The 16460-nt window shown below is 40.7% G+C and carries 13 protein-coding genes; 7 read left to right on the forward strand and 6 right to left on the reverse strand.

What is annotated here, in order from left to right; translation table 11 throughout:
- Positions 1-9: 9 nt before the first annotated feature.
- Positions 10-1341, forward strand: coding sequence for a Gfo/Idh/MocA family protein (locus J4E06_RS02220; RefSeq protein ID WP_349522414.1), 1332 nt, complete (start codon positions 10-12; stop codon positions 1339-1341).
- A gap of 108 nt (positions 1342-1449) precedes the next feature.
- On the opposite strand, the gene J4E06_RS02225 is transcribed toward J4E06_RS02220, so the two are convergent.
- Both J4E06_RS02225 and J4E06_RS02230 read right to left on the reverse strand, forming a co-directional pair.
- The gene (locus J4E06_RS02225) at positions 1450-2454 is read right to left on the reverse strand and encodes an aldo/keto reductase (RefSeq protein ID WP_349522415.1); all 1005 of its coding nucleotides are present in this window, start codon (positions 2452-2454) and stop codon (positions 1450-1452) included.
- A 574-nt stretch (positions 2455-3028) separates the two neighbouring features.
- Positions 3029-3184, reverse strand: coding sequence for a site-specific integrase (locus J4E06_RS02230; protein WP_349522416.1), 156 nt, complete (start codon positions 3182-3184; stop codon positions 3029-3031).
- Between the two features lie 259 nt (positions 3185-3443).
- Here J4E06_RS02230 and J4E06_RS02235 point away from each other — a divergent pair, with 259 nt between their 5' ends.
- Positions 3444-3827 (forward strand): nucleotidyl transferase AbiEii/AbiGii toxin family protein, encoded by a 384-nt coding sequence (locus J4E06_RS02235; protein ID WP_349522417.1) that lies wholly within the window; start codon positions 3444-3446, stop codon positions 3825-3827.
- Positions 3828-4521: 694 nt separating this feature from the next.
- Here J4E06_RS02235 and J4E06_RS02240 read toward each other — a convergent pair.
- Entirely contained in the window at positions 4522-5274 is a 753-nt protein-coding gene (locus J4E06_RS02240; RefSeq protein WP_349522418.1) for a LytR/AlgR family response regulator transcription factor, read from the reverse strand.
- A 7-nt stretch (positions 5275-5281) separates the two neighbouring features.
- Positions 5282-7078 (reverse strand): tetratricopeptide repeat-containing sensor histidine kinase, encoded by a 1797-nt coding sequence (locus tag J4E06_RS02245; protein WP_349522419.1) that lies wholly within the window; start codon positions 7076-7078, stop codon positions 5282-5284.
- 188 nt (positions 7079-7266) lie between these two features.
- On the opposite strand from J4E06_RS02245, the gene J4E06_RS02250 reads away from it, so the two are divergent.
- Genes J4E06_RS02250 through J4E06_RS02270 form a run of 5 tightly spaced genes read left to right on the forward strand, consistent with a single transcriptional unit; the run spans position 7267 to position 12318 of the window.
- A complete protein-coding gene (locus J4E06_RS02250) occupies positions 7267-7806 on the forward strand; it encodes a hypothetical protein (protein ID WP_349522420.1) in 540 nt (179 codons plus the stop codon).
- Positions 7807-7820: 14 nt separating this feature from the next.
- Positions 7821-8849, forward strand: a complete 1029-nt coding sequence (locus J4E06_RS02255; protein ID WP_349522421.1) for a hypothetical protein — start codon at positions 7821-7823, stop codon at positions 8847-8849.
- Positions 8850-8852: 3 nt separating this feature from the next.
- A complete protein-coding gene (locus tag J4E06_RS02260; protein WP_349522422.1) occupies positions 8853-9884 on the forward strand; it encodes a hypothetical protein in 1032 nt (343 codons plus the stop codon).
- Positions 9885-9900: 16 nt separating this feature from the next.
- Positions 9901-11061: a hypothetical protein gene (locus tag J4E06_RS02265; RefSeq protein ID WP_349522423.1), complete on the forward strand. Its 1161-nt coding sequence runs from the start codon at positions 9901-9903 to the stop codon at positions 11059-11061.
- A gap of 3 nt (positions 11062-11064) precedes the next feature.
- Positions 11065-12318 carry a hypothetical protein gene (locus tag J4E06_RS02270; protein WP_349522424.1) on the forward strand — a complete coding sequence of 418 codons (1254 nt, stop codon included), beginning with the start codon at positions 11065-11067 and terminating at the stop codon, positions 12316-12318.
- Between the two features lie 185 nt (positions 12319-12503).
- On the opposite strand, the gene J4E06_RS02275 is transcribed toward J4E06_RS02270, so the two are convergent.
- Both J4E06_RS02275 and bglX read right to left on the reverse strand, forming a co-directional pair.
- Entirely contained in the window at positions 12504-14171 is a 1668-nt protein-coding gene (locus J4E06_RS02275) for a sulfatase family protein (protein WP_349522425.1), read from the reverse strand.
- A gap of 6 nt (positions 14172-14177) precedes the next feature.
- A complete protein-coding gene (gene bglX, locus J4E06_RS02280; protein WP_349522426.1) occupies positions 14178-16445 on the reverse strand; it encodes a beta-glucosidase BglX in 2268 nt (755 codons plus the stop codon).
- Positions 16446-16460: the final 15 nt, after the last annotated feature.

Here is a 16460-nt window from a genome sequence, read left to right on the forward strand (position 1 = left end):
TCAAATAAAATGAAACATAAAAACCAATCTAAGGCCAAATCACGAAGAGAATTTATAAAAAACACCTCCATGGCATCCGGTGCCATAATATTACCCTCCTTAGGCACCAACGCAATGATGAACGTTTTTAATGAGAAAAAATTGAAAATTGCCCTCGTGGGGTGTGGAGGTCGAGGAACAGGTGCTGCCAACCAAGCCCTTCAAGCCGATGATCATGTGGAACTCGTGGCTATGGCAGATTTATTCGAAGACCAATTGAATTCAAGTTATGGCAACTTATATGAAAAATATAAGGATACCGGAAAAATCAATGTAAAGGATAAGCATAAATTTGTAGGTTTCGATGGTTTTAAAAAAGCAATTGACCTTGCCGATGTGGTGATTCTTACCACACCTCCTGGTTTTAGGCCCTACCACTTTGCCTATGCCATTGAAAATGACAAACATGTATTCATGGAAAAACCTGTGGCAACTGATGCGCCTGGTATTCGCAAAGTGCTCGAGGTAGCCAAGTTGGCCGAACAAAAAAAGCTCAATGTTGTTGTTGGACTACAACGTCATTACCAGGAAAACTATATCAAAACCAATTCACTTATTAAAAATGGTAATTTAGGTAAAATTGTGTCTGGACAGGTCTATTGGAATAGTGAAGGTGTTTGGGTACGTCCAAGAAAGCCCGGACAATCGGAACTTGAATATCAAATGCGAAACTGGTACTATTTCAATTGGATTTGCGGCGACCATATTCTAGAGCAACACATTCACAATATTGATGTGGCCAACTGGTTTATTGGAGAATATCCTTCATCTGCCCAAGGTATGGGTGGAAGAATGGTAAGAAAAGGTCCCGATCATGGTGAAATATTCGACCATCACTTTGTTGAGTTCACCTATCCTAGCGGAGCGGTCATCGCAAGTCAATGCCGACACCAGCCCGGCACTATGTACAAGGTGGGTGAGGCGTTTCAACTTACCAACGGCACAGTGGTCACAACTGATGCAGGAGTAGCAAAAGTATACGATCTATCAGGTCAAGAAATAGAATCCATCAGTAATCCAATGGGACACAATCCCTATCAAGAAGAACATTATAAGCTTTTTGCCTCCATACGCGACAAAGGCGTTATCAATGATGCTTATAATGGTGCCAAAAGTACGATGAGCGCCATAATGGGGCGTATGGCCACTTACAGTGGAAAGGTCATAGAATGGGATGAAGCACTGGCTTCGAACCTGCAGCTTATGCCCGAGGAGTTAAACTGGGACTCCCCCACCCCGACCAAACCGGACAGTGAAGGAAATTATCCTATTCCAATTCCAGGAAAAACCAATGTACTTTAATCGTACAATTTTAGTAATAACCACCAATTTTTAACCATTGGGAGTCACTTTCTCTCTTTTTAAAGTGATTCCCAATATTTTTTTGTTAGCCAGAAGAACAATTGACAATTAAAGTGAGCCCGAAAGTATTCTTTCTATTGTCTGAATTTCATCATCTTCAAATTGATGTTTTTTCAGCGCCGCTAACGAATCATTCAATTGCTCTGGGCGACTAACGCCAAGTAATACAGATGTAACACGGGGATCGCGCTTTGCCCATACAAGTGCCATTTGAGCTAGGGACTGGCCCCGTTTTTCTGCTACATCATTTAGCTTACGCACAATTTCGATCCTTTCAGGGGTGATTTGGTCGACCTCCAAGGCACCATTGCCACGGGCAGATGCTGCACGAGATGTTTTTGGAATCCCATTAAGATATTTATTGGTTAACAAGCCTTGTGCCAAGGGCGAAAACACGATACATCCAACACCCTGTTTTCCAAGAAGCTCTAACAATCCATCTTCTATCCATCTATCAAACATAGAGTATCGAGGTTGATGTATCAAACACGGAGTACCCAATTCATCAAACATCTTTAAGGCGGCTTTTGTCTCCTCTTTATCATAACTTGATATACCCACATACAGTGCTTTTCCCTGTCGAACCATTAAATCCAATGCTCCGATGGTTTCTTCTAAAGGTGTGGATGAATCAGGACGGTGATGATAGAAAATATCCACATAATCAATGCCCATGCGTTTCAAACTTTGTTCCAAACTGGAAACCAAATATTTCTTGGAGCCAAAATCACCATAAGGACCTTCCCACATCTTCCATCCTGCTTTGGTACTAACAATTATTTCATCCCTGTAATTGGCCAAGTCCAATTTTAAAATTTTGCCAAAGTTGGATTCGGCCGAACCAGGTGGCGGCCCATAATTATTTGCTAAATCAAAATGTGTGATACCTGCATCGAACGCATTGCGCACAATAGTACGCGCATTGTCAAAATTATCATTAAGACCGAAATTATGCCATAGACCAAGCGAGAACTCAGGCAATAATAGCCCGCTGTTACCACAACGTTTATAGGACATTTCATTATAACGATTGGAATTTGGTTTGTAATCCATATCTTATTTTTAAATTATCAAAAGAACTCTCAGTTTTACAACTGTAGAAATTTAAAGGAAAGTCACCTATCCTTTTAGCATAAATTATTGAAAACAAGGAAGCGCAATAAATAAGAGCTTTCCAAATACGTGTTCTAGTCCTCCTGTACAATAATCCTTTTTTTTTTGGTATAGGTTCTCTGCCAATTCATTGATATTGTTCCCTAAACTTTTGGGCAATTGTACTGTCAATTCGATTAATTTGAAATAAAGGATTTCATAGTCTTCCAAATACTTTAGCAAAGCAATGTGACTTTAAATGAGATATTCGGATTGTACTGTTTGAAAAATTAACGCTTTAAGTTAAAAGCACTCTTTCATACTGTTAAACAGAGCTTCTTGCCTACCCCATAACACTACTATTATCCATATGAATTTGACTTCGTTAATCCCAATATACGCATTACGATAAGATTCAAGCCCTATCCTTAAAAACATTAACCCAAATTAGTTCTACCAACCCAAAACCCTATCGGCATCATTATCCCTTCTATTTTTCAAAACAGACCGAAGCCCCTCGATATTCGAACTGATCTTATCCTCCAATACCCGTGCATAAACTTATGTTGTAATTTTGGTAGCCCAAAATTTTGCTCACGGACTCAATCGGCATACCATTGGAAAGGGTCACGGTAGTGGCAAAAGTATGACTGAAGCAATGAAAGTTCAGTATGTCGCTATATACCAACATGTTACGTTATTTTTTGAAAGAAGGTAACCGAATAGGTAACTTTTAACCACTTCGATAAGCTTTCGAAACCAAATTTAATAAAATCGGAGAACATTAATAGTACATTGGAAATTAAACTATCGTTTTATTAAACTTTTGGGTTGATACAAGTTTTTCCGACTTCATAAAGTTTTTTACCTAACCTATGACCCGGTCGTAAAGTGTTGTGAAAATAGATTTGAACTGACCTCCTCTAAATTTCAATACAGAAGAGAAGTTATTGCTAAGGCCATTTTCTTTTTATGTAAAGTGTTTTACCGGACCAAGCTTGTTTGCTGGAAAAGTACACGCGTTATTATTCAGAAAATGGAAAGACAGGGTAAAAGGACGGGATTGGTATGATATGGAATGGTACATAAAGAAGGGGATTTATTTGGACTTGAACCATTTTTTGGCAAGGGCAAAAGACACAAATGACTGGCAAGAGAAACATATTTCTCCCGAACAGATAATTGAACTACTCCAAATGAGAATTGAAGTAGTGTCATTTAAAAATATCAAAGAAACTGTTGTAAGGTTTATTAAAAATGATGATGTTTTAAGTATTTGGAGTCCTGAATATTTCAATGATCTCGTTGGGAAAATCAAATTCAAAAACGAATAATTTCACGCAAGTCAAATACACTTAACTCATCGGCAACATAATTAAAGTGAAAATATGCGATTGGAGTTCCATATGTCCACTCCTCGATTCATAATCAGTGTATATAATATATAATTGATTTTTAATCAGTTAATAACAAGGTGACCTATTCGGTGAGCATACAATTTTGTAACGCCTGAAACCCTTGGTTTATTAGGGTTCCCAGGGGTAGGTTCTAGTACCTCCGGCTCCACTAGAACACCATCAAAACACAACAACAAACCTGTAAATCACTGATTTACAGGTTTTTTTGTTTTATCTAGTTTCATTTATCTTCAATTAAAATCAATATAAAAGACACCAAATCGATACCCAAAATATGTAAAATTCCTTTGCAGTACTTTTTTATCTAAAAGACAAGCTACTCGATAAATATGGAAACGCAAGACATAGTACACCGCCCCAGCCTTCTAAAATTTAGCATAGCAAAATATAAACAAACAACTGAACAACAAGCTTCTAAGACAAAACTTGCGATGGTTCAAAACATCCGTTTTCAGTGATTCTCGGTATCTGTTATTTCCAAGGGTGTCTCAGAACTTCATTCTACACATCCTAAAAGGATTTGTTTCCACTATAGCAATAGACTAGCTTCAACCACTGAATTTATGGTATAGCTGTAGTGAGAAATTCAAGGTTGGATATATCCGTAAAGTCAAGAATTGGGAGCAAGCTTTTTTACGAGCTCATCTTTACGTCTAACTGCAACCTCAATTTTGGAGCCATCCTTCAAAATAATATGGCCTCCTTTTCCCCTAATATAGTTCTCTACAAATGATAGATTGACAAGATGGGATTTGTGCACCCTGAAAAACGTGCTGTTTTCCAGAATACCTTCAAAATACTTCAAGGTTTTGGAGGCTGTTATTTTTTTGTTAGAAAGTGTATGGATGTGGGTATAATTGATATCCGATTGAAACCTAATGATATCGTTTGTGTCGACCAGGGCAAATCCATCCGTGGTAGGGATTGCAATTCTTTTTGATGAATCGTTTCCCTCTTTAAAATTGTGGAATAGAATATCTATCTTTTTGGAGGTTTCTTTTAGGTTTTTGTGTTGCCTTAGTTTTTGCAATGCACTGGCCAAATCGTTTTTGTCTATGGGTTTTAAGAGATAGTCCATGGCAGAGAACTTAAATGCCTTTAAGGCATAATTGTCAAAAGAGGTGGTAAATATCACTTCAAAATCGAAAGAATCCAGTTGCGATAGCAGTTCAAAACCTGTATTGTTCCCAAGCTGCACATCCAAAAAAACAAGATCAGGCCATGAATCAGTGATTTCACGTTTTGCCTCATCAATGGTCTTACAGCGGGCCATAACTTCAATGTCGGGCGCTTCGTCCTGCAACAGTAAGTCCAAACGGTTGATACAATGCTGCTCATCATCTACGATAATAGCCTTTAACATAGCGTTTTTAAAATTGAAGTTCCAAAGGAAGTCTTATCTCTACACGAAGTCCTTCCGTTTTGTCCAACAAATTAATAGATCCATTGGTATTATTTAAATGGTTTATGATTTCTATTCGATTACTGGTAATCTTTACACCGAACGAACCTTTCTTTTTGGCGTGTGTATGGGTTGCCGACCTTCCAATCCCATTGTCCTCAACAATATACTCCAACATATTTCCGTCTTTTTTTATCAAGAGGGCGATTTGTCCATCTCCTTGTTTTGGAGCGATTCCATGCCATATACTGTTTTCGATAAAGGGTTGTAATATGAGTGGGGGGACCAAGGTGTTGTCCGGTTCAACACTATCATCAACCGATATATGGTAGTTGAGCTTGTTCTCCAACCGGAGGGACTCTATCTGCATGTACAGTTCCATCAATTCCAAATCTTCCTCCAAGGTAATCCATTTTTTTTCGGAGTTTTCAAGGATGGATCGTGTGAGTTTGGAGAACTTGACCAAATAGTCATCGGCCTGTTGGATATCGTTCTTTGAGATAAAATCACTAATGGAATTGAGTGAATTAAAAATAAAATGAGGGTTCATTTGGGAGCGAAGGGCCTTGAGCTCGGTCTCTGCCACCTTTGCATTGAATTCGGCCAATTTTCTTTTTTCCAGTGCATCGCGTCTTCGTTTGTACAAAAAATATCCTATTATGGAGATCAATGCCAAGAGTATGGCCCCCAACAAATACCCATTTTTCACCAATTCCTGTCTCTTTATTTCCTCTTGGGCGACCGCTTGTTGCCGCTCCATCTGAAACTGCATTTCCTTTCGGGTCAATTCAGACCTCTTTTCCTCGTTCAGCACACTGTCCCTCAGTTGCACATGCTCTTTATAGGCATCAAGGGCTTCGGCCATATTTCCGTTGTACTCGTACACTTGACTCAACACTTCCCATGAATCGGATTCCCATTCCACAGCACCAACCTCCTGGGAAAGCGCAAGGGCTTGGCTGGCACTTGCCTCGGCCACTCCATAGTTTTCGAGCAGTACATTGATTTTGCCAATACTGTTAAGTGCGGAGGCCTCAATATACTTATTGTCAATCTGCTGGGCGAGGTCTACTGCTTCTTGATAGTGTGCAAGTGCTTTTTCGTTCTGTCCCAGCTTTTTGTAAGCCAAGGCCAAGTTATTGGTAATCGCTGCTATAAACAGGTTGTTTTCTTCCAATTTGGCCAAAGTCAGGGCCTTCTCCAAATAGGAAACACCTTCTTCAAACTTTTCCGTGTCGTTATAGATAATGGCAATGTTGGAAAGTGCTTTGATTTCATCTGGTCTGTTGTTCAGTGATTGTGCCGTCGACAAATAGGCATGATACTTTTTCAAGGCCTTATCATATTCCTTTAAATCAGCATGGATATTGCCAATATTTCCCAATAGACTTGATTCCAGTTGTCTGTTGGCCATATTTTGGCTCAAAACCAAAGCTTTTTGATAAGCATCCAATGCATTGAGGTTGTCTCCTAAGACATAATAGAGGTTACCTTTTTGACGGTTGGCCATAGCCTCACCCTTGATCCAGTTTGTTTTTTCTGAGATATTGAGGGCTTCCTCAATATACGGAAATGCTTCATTGGGACTGGAATAGGTCATCTCCCCAGCCATTTCAATAAGCAGTCCGGCTCTTAGGGTATCTTGTAAAGTAAAATTCTCCAATTTATTTCCCAGGGAATCAAGTGGTACCTGCTGTGAATGGCTTAATAAGGGTATAAGTATAATGAAAAGGTCTAAACAGTTTCTTTTGATGGATTGCAGCATGTTCTGAGGTTAGTGAATCCCAAATTTAAACCATTTGACCCATTAATGGGCTGTTATACCATGGTTTACGGATATTGGAAAATCCACTACGGTAACTCTTGATAACATTACGTAAAATAATTGACCATGGCACAGGGATAAAGGAATTCATAGTTTAGAGATTACTATACGGCATAACCATTAACTATATGAAGTACCCTACCATGCTCTTTTTGTCCTGTTCTATGTTATTTTTCCTTGTTGGTTGCGGCACCGATGATGGTAACGAACCTGAAAACGGTACATTAAACGAAGTACAAGGAACCATACAATTATCCGGGGAGGAAACTTCGGAACTGGGTACTTCATTGACCGTTGGTAATATTGAAGTGGCCAATGTTGCCCTTTCGGGGACAGATAAATCGGTAATTCTATTGTCTGAGAACATAACTGTGGTTGATAATGAATTTGTTTATGATAATGACCAAAACGGATTTGTAATCGTGGCGGCAGATTTTTCCACTGGTGGCTCTACGGATATTGACAAGACCATATCCATGACCATAGTAAGGAACGGCCAAGAGTTTCGCCATGCCTGTTCCTCGCCCTACCAAAACTTTTTTACAGCATGCGGTGACGGTTTCGGTGTTGATTTTGAAGCCAAACAGATCACCTTTGAAAATACAACGGTAATCAATACCGATGATGACACCATTTTGACCATGGATGGAACAATAAATTGGGAATGAACATCAAAAAAACAATGTTAAAGGTAAGATCGGTATTTAGTATTTTTCTGATGGTAGCAACTGTGCACCATGGTTTTGCACAGACGGCTGACGCAGATGAACTGATTGCCTTCAAGCCGCCCTCGGACAATTTTGTTTCAATATACCTTCAGACATACAAAGGCTTGCCCAGGTTTGGTGTTGTGGATTCTTATAAAAATCAAAGCGCCAATGCACAAGCCAATCCTAGATCCAATGTAGCAAGGCCCGTTCGCGGTGGTGGTAGAAACCCAGAGCAGCTTAAAAAAAACAATATGGTGAACAAGGGAAAAATCAATTTCTCTTTATTGATCAGCTTAAAATATCTCAAGCCATTTATGAGGGACCTGGACAAGGACCGATTGATCATTTTTAACGATAGGCTTACAGAACAACAATCGAATTCTGCTTACCTCCAGAGATTCTTGCTCAATCAGGTGGCTCCGAACTTATGTGTGGACGCGGCATGTAAGAATGCCAATGGAGGCAAGAACGAGTTTGAAAAACAACGAAACTATAAAACTTTTGTAGACAGTTATTTAGAGCCGCTATTGGAATGGAGTCAAGATGTTTTTAAAAATGATGTGTTGATCGGCTATCATGTTTCTACCCTAAATATTGGAAGAAATTATGATTTTGACAAAAAAGGCTATTGGGTGAGTCATTATCTGGCCCTCAATGATATTTTCCCATTTAAACAGGGAGGATTGAAAAGAGTGGTCTTTGAACCTGTCAAACCCTATGAAAATCAGCTTCTAAAAAAAATGTCTCTAGGAAAAAACATCAATTTCTTCTTGCCGATGGATGAGCAAACTGCTGAGCGCCTAAAAAAAAAGGGCATCAACCGATTATATCTGGTAAAAAAGATAAAACTGCAACATTCGGATAAGCGGATGGATGTTCCCACAGACCCCATCAACTTTAATTATTCCCATGAAAAAAGTGATGTGGAAATTTATACGGACGAAGCTCTTGCAAATCATTTTAGGACATTATCCCTAAACAATCTTATTCTTAAAAATTAATGCATGAAACATATCCTTTTTATAACAGCGGTCTTGGCATTCCAACTAATAGGGTGGGGACAGTCGCAGGAAAAGACTTTTGATCCTCCGACTGCCGATTTCATTTCCCTTTCCTTGCAGACCCACATGGGTAAACTCCGTTTTGGGGTGCAAGATGAGTATTTTCTAAAATCAGATGGTACCTATGTAAGTTCAAGGGATGATGAGTACTTTGAAAGGGATAAACAGTTCAGCCATAACAATGCGAGTAGGCATGCTTTTGTGGAGCTTTTGAAAATGAGGTTCAAAGAAGACATGTTCGAAGTGATGGACCGGGACTTTTTTACAGAACGGACACAAAACATGTACGAAAAAGACCTTAAATCCTATACGGCCCAACAACATGTGCTGGCCCTTGCCAATGCCTTGTGCAACAAACAGCAGTCCATACGGTTTTTCTGCAACCCAAAAGAAGAGGATTGTGCTTCAGGATTCCTTCAAGAGGGCTATTATAACGAACCGCGCAGCATTAGGCCATGGGGAGGAAGAGGCGCTTCGGAATTCCAAAAATTAAGGGCGTACACCAATTTTGCAAAGGAGAAGTTTCCGTTGGTCGAAAAGTGGGCAAAGACACTTTATTCCGACAATGTACTGGAGGGATATTATGTTACACGGACCAATTTGGGCACCTACGATTTTAAGAGTGGAGGTTATTGGTTGAATACGCATCAGTTTTACAATCAGGGTTTTTTATTGCGGTGGTATGGACTCCAACCCGTCAATTCATCAGAAAGAAAGTTGATGCACCCCAACGGTTCGTCGATACTGTTCAAAATGTCGCCCGAAGTGGCTGAAACCTTCTTAGAAAAGTACCAAAAGGTTTATTTGGTATTTGATGTGACTGGTAATCTAAATGGCCTGGAAAATTATAGAGCCGATCAACTCAAGACCACTTTTAGCCTTAACAGTCCCGTTATTGAAATCTATTCAGATGATGGTCTTACACAAAAAGTGGGTGAAATCAACATCACAACCATGGTAGCCAAGACTAGATAATCCAAAAGTTATGAAAATGAAACTTATAAAAACAAATGCCGTCTTGATTGTGACCGTGCTGGGAACGCTAATGCCGGTTTCCGCCCAAGGTCAGTTTTTTAAAAAATTAAAAAAGAGTGTTGAAGACAAGATTGTAAAAACAGCAAGCGATAAAACGGACAAATTGCTGAATGGTAATGGAGCAGCAGCATCGGTTCCTGATGCCAAACCTGGGCCAGTATCGGACAATAAAACCTCCCAGAGCGAAAAAGTTGATAAAAAAGCTCCTTTTGCTGTAAACGATCAAAATATTCTAACATTTAAGGCACCCTCCAAAGATTTTAGAGATGTGGTCATACAAGCACACAAAGGACTTCCTAGATACGGAGACCTTTATTTTTTGAGAGGGACCACGACACCGACAATGAACAAAGCTTATGAGGCACTTTTAGAGTTGAAGTTTTTGGAAAATACCTTTAAGGATTTGGATCGATCAAAATTGACCAAACATCAGAACATCTCAGGAGATCTTGAAAAAAAGAATTCTGTATTTGCCCAAAATCACTTGTTGATTCTTGCTAGGGAAACCCTATCCGATGAAAAGCTTCAAGAATACTTTTGTGATTCCGAGGCCAAATCTCCCTGCAATTTTTATAATTCCGCAGGAGAAAGGAGCCGTGTGTCCTATTGGGGAGGTACTCATAATAATGAATTTGCACAAAACCGCAGTTATACAAAGTTCATCAAGAACCATTATGGCACTCTTCAGACATGGAGCAACTCCTTTTATGAAGATGGGAGTCAAATTGCCTATTTCGTTGCAAGGGGGACAGTGGCCGAAAAATATGATTTCGGAAACAAAGGTTTTTGGATTGTAAATATATTCTCCGTTGGCGGTGACTTTATTTTGCACAAGTCCAATTTTATGGCGTATTCGGAGAATGAGAAAACCCTGAAAAATTATTCAAAAAAGGTTTTCCTGCCTGTTGAGCCCACTGCTGCCAAAGCATTTAATTTGATTGAGCGTTCCCCCGTGTTTGTGGTATTTAAAGTCAAAGTGACCCCTAACGTAACAAGCCCGACGCACATAGCCTGGGAATTTGAGATGGAAGATACCATAATGGAATTTTACAAGGATAGCCCACTAAGTCAAAAAATGGGAGAATCGGACATCAGAACCATAAAATTTAAGGATTGAGAAATGAAATGTAATTGTTCCAAACAGATTTTATGGGTGATAACGGCTGCTTTGACGCTAGGTTTGCCACAAACTACGACAGGTCAATTTTTTAAAAACCTGAAAAAGCAGGCTGAGGAGAAAGTTATTAAGAAAGCGGATAGCAAGGTAGATGATATTCTTAATGGAAATAATAGTAAGGTGCAAGGACCGGGCATACAAACGGGCAGTACAATACAAACAGAGGAAAAAAAACCTGACAAAAAATCGACTCAACAAAATACAAATACATCATTCAACGATTCCGAGTATTTGGCCTACAAATCTCCTGATCCGGCGTTTAAAGACATTGTAATTCAAAAGTACAAAGGACTTCCGAGATTTGGCGCCATTGATTTTTATATGATGCGTGACAACCCAAAGAAAGTAAATCTTTCCAAGGAAGCCGCTGAAAAAAGGAACCTGACCAGCCTGGGATATGCTGGGTTTGCACATTTGGTACGGATACATATGTTGAAAGAGCACTTCAAGGTAATGGATAGGACTGCTTTAACAGAACAAACCAAAGGCAAAATTATTGAAAAGGAGGCCAAATCCAGTCTGGCCCAAAAAGTATTAAAGGATTTTGCCTTTGATATGGGAACTGATGCTCTTAAAAAGGAATATTTTATGAATGATTGGAGCGGAACCGGCAAAAGTGCAGTGGTAAGGGAATGGGGAGGACACGGAGCAGATGACTTTACTGAAAATGAACGGTATGTGTCCTTTGTGGAAAAATACCTGGATATCATTTTAGAATGGAGCGAAAGCTTTTTTAGCAATGGAACGGAAGATTTTCAACTGGTCCATGCCATAAAATTTCAAGGGCAATATGACTTTGATAAAGGAGGTTTTTGGGTACGCCTGCCCATTAAAAGACCGCCTCAAGGTATTATTTCCTCGGTCGAGTATTTTAATGAATTTGCACCAAAAACACATTACGGACATGAGTTTTTCAATAAAACTGAACAAGTGGATTACATAAATGGCGATGTGCTATTTAAAATGAGCCCGGATAAGGCTGAAGCATTGATCAATGATAAAAGCGTGATGTTACAGTTAACAATGAAAGTTAGGTCTGTTTTCAAAGATTTTGATACGGGGAGCCCTTTTGCCTATGGAGCCTATTATACCTATCATTTTCTTGACCCCATTTTAGAGCTGTATTCGGATGCCCAATTAACTAGAAAAATAGGGGAAATCAATATGGAAAGTCTAGTGTTTAAAGAATCCAATTGATATGAGTGAAGCTAGAATCAATATCGATGGGATTGCAATAGGTCTTGAAATCATTGTGCGATAGAACTGCTTCCATTGACACCACAACTCCAGTCTTCTCTGAACTTGAGTCATTTTTGCAGGCAGAAGTATAACCACTGCTATGTATACAGATGATTTTTTCATTTTTAGCGCTTAACGTTTTCCTATTTTATGGGGTCGTAGGCCGTACCGGTAGTTCCCCTTAACTTTTCAAACTGTTCATAGGCGCTTTGAACACTTTCCTTTGGAGCATGTTCAAATTCTTCGTTCGTTACTTGATATTGTCTCTGCAAATCGATCAATCGCTTCCTGAGCCGTGATTCCACCTCATCATAAAAAGGATTATCGATTTGGTTATGTATTTCGTTAGGATCTTCCTCTAAATCATATAGTTCCCACGTATCGATATCATCGTAAAAGTGCATCAGCTTGTAACGCTCCGTCCTAATGCCATAATGCTTCTTTACCATATGGAATGCGGGATAATCATAATAATGGTAGTACACCGCATCCCTAAAATCATCATCATTGATGGTATCTTCCAACAAGGGCCGTAACGATTTGCCTTGCATATCCTTTGGAATATCGACACCTGCATAATCCAGAAATGTTTCGGCAAAATCGAGGTTTTGGGTCAGGGCATTAATTTCAATGCCCGCTTTGATATGGTCGGGGTATTTCATCATGAGGGGCATTGCCAATGATTCTTCATACATATAACGTTTATCGAACCATCCCTTTTCACCCAAGTAAAAACCTTGATCGGTCGTATAGATGACTATGGTGTTTTCGACCATGTTACTGTCTTCCAAATAATCCAATATTTTGCCCACCCCTTCATCTACCGATGCCAAGGTGGCTAAATATTCTTGTAAATAGCGCTGCCCTTTCCATTCTGCCAATGCCCTGCCTGATAGGTCGGCATCATGAAATGCATCGTTTTTGGCCTGATACGCATTATCCCATGCGGCACGCTGTTCTGGAGTCATACGTTCAAAATCCGTTTTCCAAGGATTCCATGCCAATTCAGGGCTTCCCTTTCTCTTGGTCATTTTTAAATCGTGACCTTCATACATATCCCTATAAATCGTCTGCAATTGATCTTTGGAACCCAGAGAACCTGCATGATCGGTGAAATAGGTATCCGGTAATGGAAATTGAATGGAGTCAAATTTATTTGCATGTCGCAGGGCGGGCATCCAATTACGATGTGGCGCCTTATGTTGCAACATGAGCATAAAGGGTGCCTCGGAACCCGTCCTGCTCCTGAGGTAGTCAAGGCCTTCTTCGGTGATAATATCCGTTGCATATCCCTCGATTACGGTGGTATCGACTGCTTTGGTCTGTCTGTCGATCGAAATAAAATCCGGGTTGTAGTAATTGCCTTGGTCCTTTAAAATGCTCCAGTAATCGAAACCTTGGGGCAGACCGTGTAAATGCCATTTGCCAATGAGAGCGGTATTGTACCCCGCCTTTTGGAGGAGTTTCGGAAACGTTTGTTGGTCTCCGTCAAAGCGGTTACCATTCATTTTAAATCCATTTATATGGCTGAATTTCCCTGTTAAAACCACAGCTCTACTAGGTCCGCAAATCGAATTGGTACAAAAATTATTTCTGAACAGAGCACCTTCGTTTGCTATTCTATCAATATTGGGTGTTGGGGCTAAATTACCGATTGGGTGACCATAGGCACTAATGGCCTGCTCCGCATGGTCATCCGACATGATAAAAATAATGTTCGGCGGGCCTTGGGCCACTTCTTCCTTTGGTTTTTCCAGTTGATTGCACGAAACCATAATGAATAGAACAAGAAGTATCGACCTTATATACATATGGTTTTATTTTAGTGTGAACGATTTGGATAATTCCGCATCGGAGTTGGTTCCCACAAACACTTCAAACTCCCCAGGTTCCGAGACAAGTTCAAGTTGACCGTTGTAGAATTTCAGATCATCGGGAGACAAAGTGATGGAAACCTCTTTTCTTTCCCCTTTCCTTAGCATGATTTTTTGAAACCCCTTTAATTGACGCTTGGGAGGCGTAATGCTCCTTACTACGTCTCGAAGGTACAATTGCACCACTTCTTCCCCATCATAATCCCCCGTGTTCGTAAGGGTCACGGTAGCGGTAATTCCCTCTCCTTGACGGACCTGTTTCTTGTCCAATTTTAAATTGGAGTATTCAAATGTGGTATAGCTCAACCCATGGCCAAAAGGCAACAATGGGGCATTGGGCGCATCCAAATAGTTGGATTTAAATTTTTGGAAGGCATCGCTTTCTGAAGGAGGTCTCCCTGTAACCTTTGCGCTATGGTACACCGGAATCTGTCCAACATTCACAGGCCAGGTCGCGGTTAATTTTCCAGCTGGATTGTAATCCCCGAATACCACATCAGCTATGGCATTTCCTGCCTCAATACCAGGATGCCACACTTGTAGTATTGATACGGGCATTTCATACTCCTCTGCAATGGTCAATGGCCTACCGCTCATCAACACCAAGGCTACAGGTTTTCCAGTCTCTACCAAGGCTCGTATCAATCTCTTTTGACTTTCCGGAATTGAAATATCGGTTCTACTTGAGGATTCCCCGCTCATTTCCGTAGCCTCCCCCACAACTGCCACCACAACATCCGAAGTTTTGGCCAGAGCAACAGCCTCTTGCAGCATGTCTTTCGAACTACGCTCATTTATGCTTATTCTAGGACCAAATACGTTAACGCGTTTGGCAAAATCCGCATCATCCGATATGTTGGCCCCTTTTGCATATGCAATCTCGGTAGTGGGCGCTATATTTTTAAATCCTTCCAAAATGCTAACCGCCAATCTAAAATCCCCCGTAGGTGCCCAGGTCCCCAACATATTCTCCTTACTATCGGCCAAAGGACCGACCAAGGCTATCTTTCCCTTTTTTTCCAAAGGAAGTACACTGTTATGATTTTTGAGCAACACAAAGGAACGGCTCGCCAATTTTCTTGACAGTTCCCTGTTGTAATCCGTCAAAATATCTTTTTCAGGTCGCTTGGTATTCAAATATCGGTAAGGGTCATCAAAAAGTCCGGTATTATATTTGGCCTCCAATACTCTTCTGCAAGCATTGGTGATGGCAGCTTCGGTCACCTTTCCTTCTTCAAAGGATTTCTTCAGACTGGTCAAAAAACCTTCTCCCACCATATCCATATCCAGTCCGGCTTTCAATGCCAAGGCAGATACTGCTTGCAAGTCCCCTAAACCATGTGCTATCATTTCGTTCAGGGATGTATAGTCCGAGACCACAAAACCATCAAAACCCCATCGGTCTCGCAACAAATCCGTAAGTAACCACTTGTTTCCCGTGGCAGGGACTCCATCCACATCATTGAACGATGTCATCACACTGGCAGCACCAGCATCTATGGCCGCTTTGTAGGGCGGTAGATATTGGTTGAACATTTTGATTTTGCTCATATCCACAGAATGGTAATCACGGCCCGCCTCAACTGCTCCATAGAGCGCAAAGTGTTTTACACAGGCCAACATGGTATGGGATGCGGACAGGTCTTCACCTTGGTAACCTTTCACCATTGCCTTGGCTATTTTAGAACCTAGATACGGGTCCTCACCCGCCCCTTCGGATATACGTCCCCAACGTGGGTCCCGGGCAATGTCCACCATAGGGGAAAAGTTCCAGTTGATACCATCGGCCGTAGCCTCCTTTGCTGCCATTTGGGCTGCCTGTTCTACCAAATCCATATCCCAACTGGACGAAAGTCCCAACGGAATGGGGTAGGTAGTCCTATATCCATGGATTACATCGGAACCTATCAACAACGGTATTCCCAATCGGCTCTTTTTTACAGCCAGTTCTTGAGCCACCCTTACTTTTTCTGGGCCCGCCACACCAAAGAGGCCTCCCACTTTCCCTGCTCTGATCTTAGCTTCCACATTTTCACTGACCACAGCACCTGTGGCCACTCCCCCACCAGGGGTCAACAAGTTCAATTGACCTATTTTTTCCTCAAGGGTCATTTTTTGTAAAAGCTGCTCAACTTCAGGGATCCGTTTTTGGGCATGGGAAGTGAAAAGCACCAAGCCCATTAAGGCCAAAGCTATGTTTTTAGGGTTCATGACAAGATGTTTTTT

Source organism: Allomuricauda sp. NFXS6, assembly GCF_040148835.1.
GTDB lineage: Bacteria > Bacteroidota > Bacteroidia > Flavobacteriales > Flavobacteriaceae > Flagellimonas.

What these genes read in the sequence shown, in the direction of transcription:
- J4E06_RS02220 (WP_349522414.1), top strand. Translation starts at nt 10, where the DNA reads ATGAAACATAAAAACCAATCTAAGGCCAAATCACGAAGAGAATTTATA.
- J4E06_RS02225 (WP_349522415.1), bottom strand. Translation starts at nt 2,454, where the DNA reads ATGGATTACAAACCAAATTCCAATCGTTATAATGAAATGTCCTATAAA.
- J4E06_RS02230 (WP_349522416.1), bottom strand. Translation starts at nt 3,184, where the DNA reads ATGTTGGTATATAGCGACATACTGAACTTTCATTGCTTCAGTCATACT.
- J4E06_RS02240 (WP_349522418.1), bottom strand. Translation starts at nt 5,274, where the DNA reads ATGTTAAAGGCTATTATCGTAGATGATGAGCAGCATTGTATCAACCGT.
- J4E06_RS02245 (WP_349522419.1), bottom strand. Translation starts at nt 7,078, where the DNA reads ATGCTGCAATCCATCAAAAGAAACTGTTTAGACCTTTTCATTATACTT.
- J4E06_RS02250 (WP_349522420.1), top strand. Translation starts at nt 7,267, where the DNA reads ATGAAGTACCCTACCATGCTCTTTTTGTCCTGTTCTATGTTATTTTTC.
- J4E06_RS02255 (WP_349522421.1), top strand. Translation starts at nt 7,821, where the DNA reads ATGTTAAAGGTAAGATCGGTATTTAGTATTTTTCTGATGGTAGCAACT.
- J4E06_RS02260 (WP_349522422.1), top strand. Translation starts at nt 8,853, where the DNA reads ATGAAACATATCCTTTTTATAACAGCGGTCTTGGCATTCCAACTAATA.
- J4E06_RS02265 (WP_349522423.1), top strand. Translation starts at nt 9,901, where the DNA reads ATGAAACTTATAAAAACAAATGCCGTCTTGATTGTGACCGTGCTGGGA.
- J4E06_RS02270 (WP_349522424.1), top strand. Translation starts at nt 11,065, where the DNA reads ATGAAATGTAATTGTTCCAAACAGATTTTATGGGTGATAACGGCTGCT.
- J4E06_RS02275 (WP_349522425.1), bottom strand. Translation starts at nt 14,171, where the DNA reads ATGTATATAAGGTCGATACTTCTTGTTCTATTCATTATGGTTTCGTGC.
- bglX (WP_349522426.1), bottom strand. Translation starts at nt 16,445, where the DNA reads ATGAACCCTAAAAACATAGCTTTGGCCTTAATGGGCTTGGTGCTTTTC.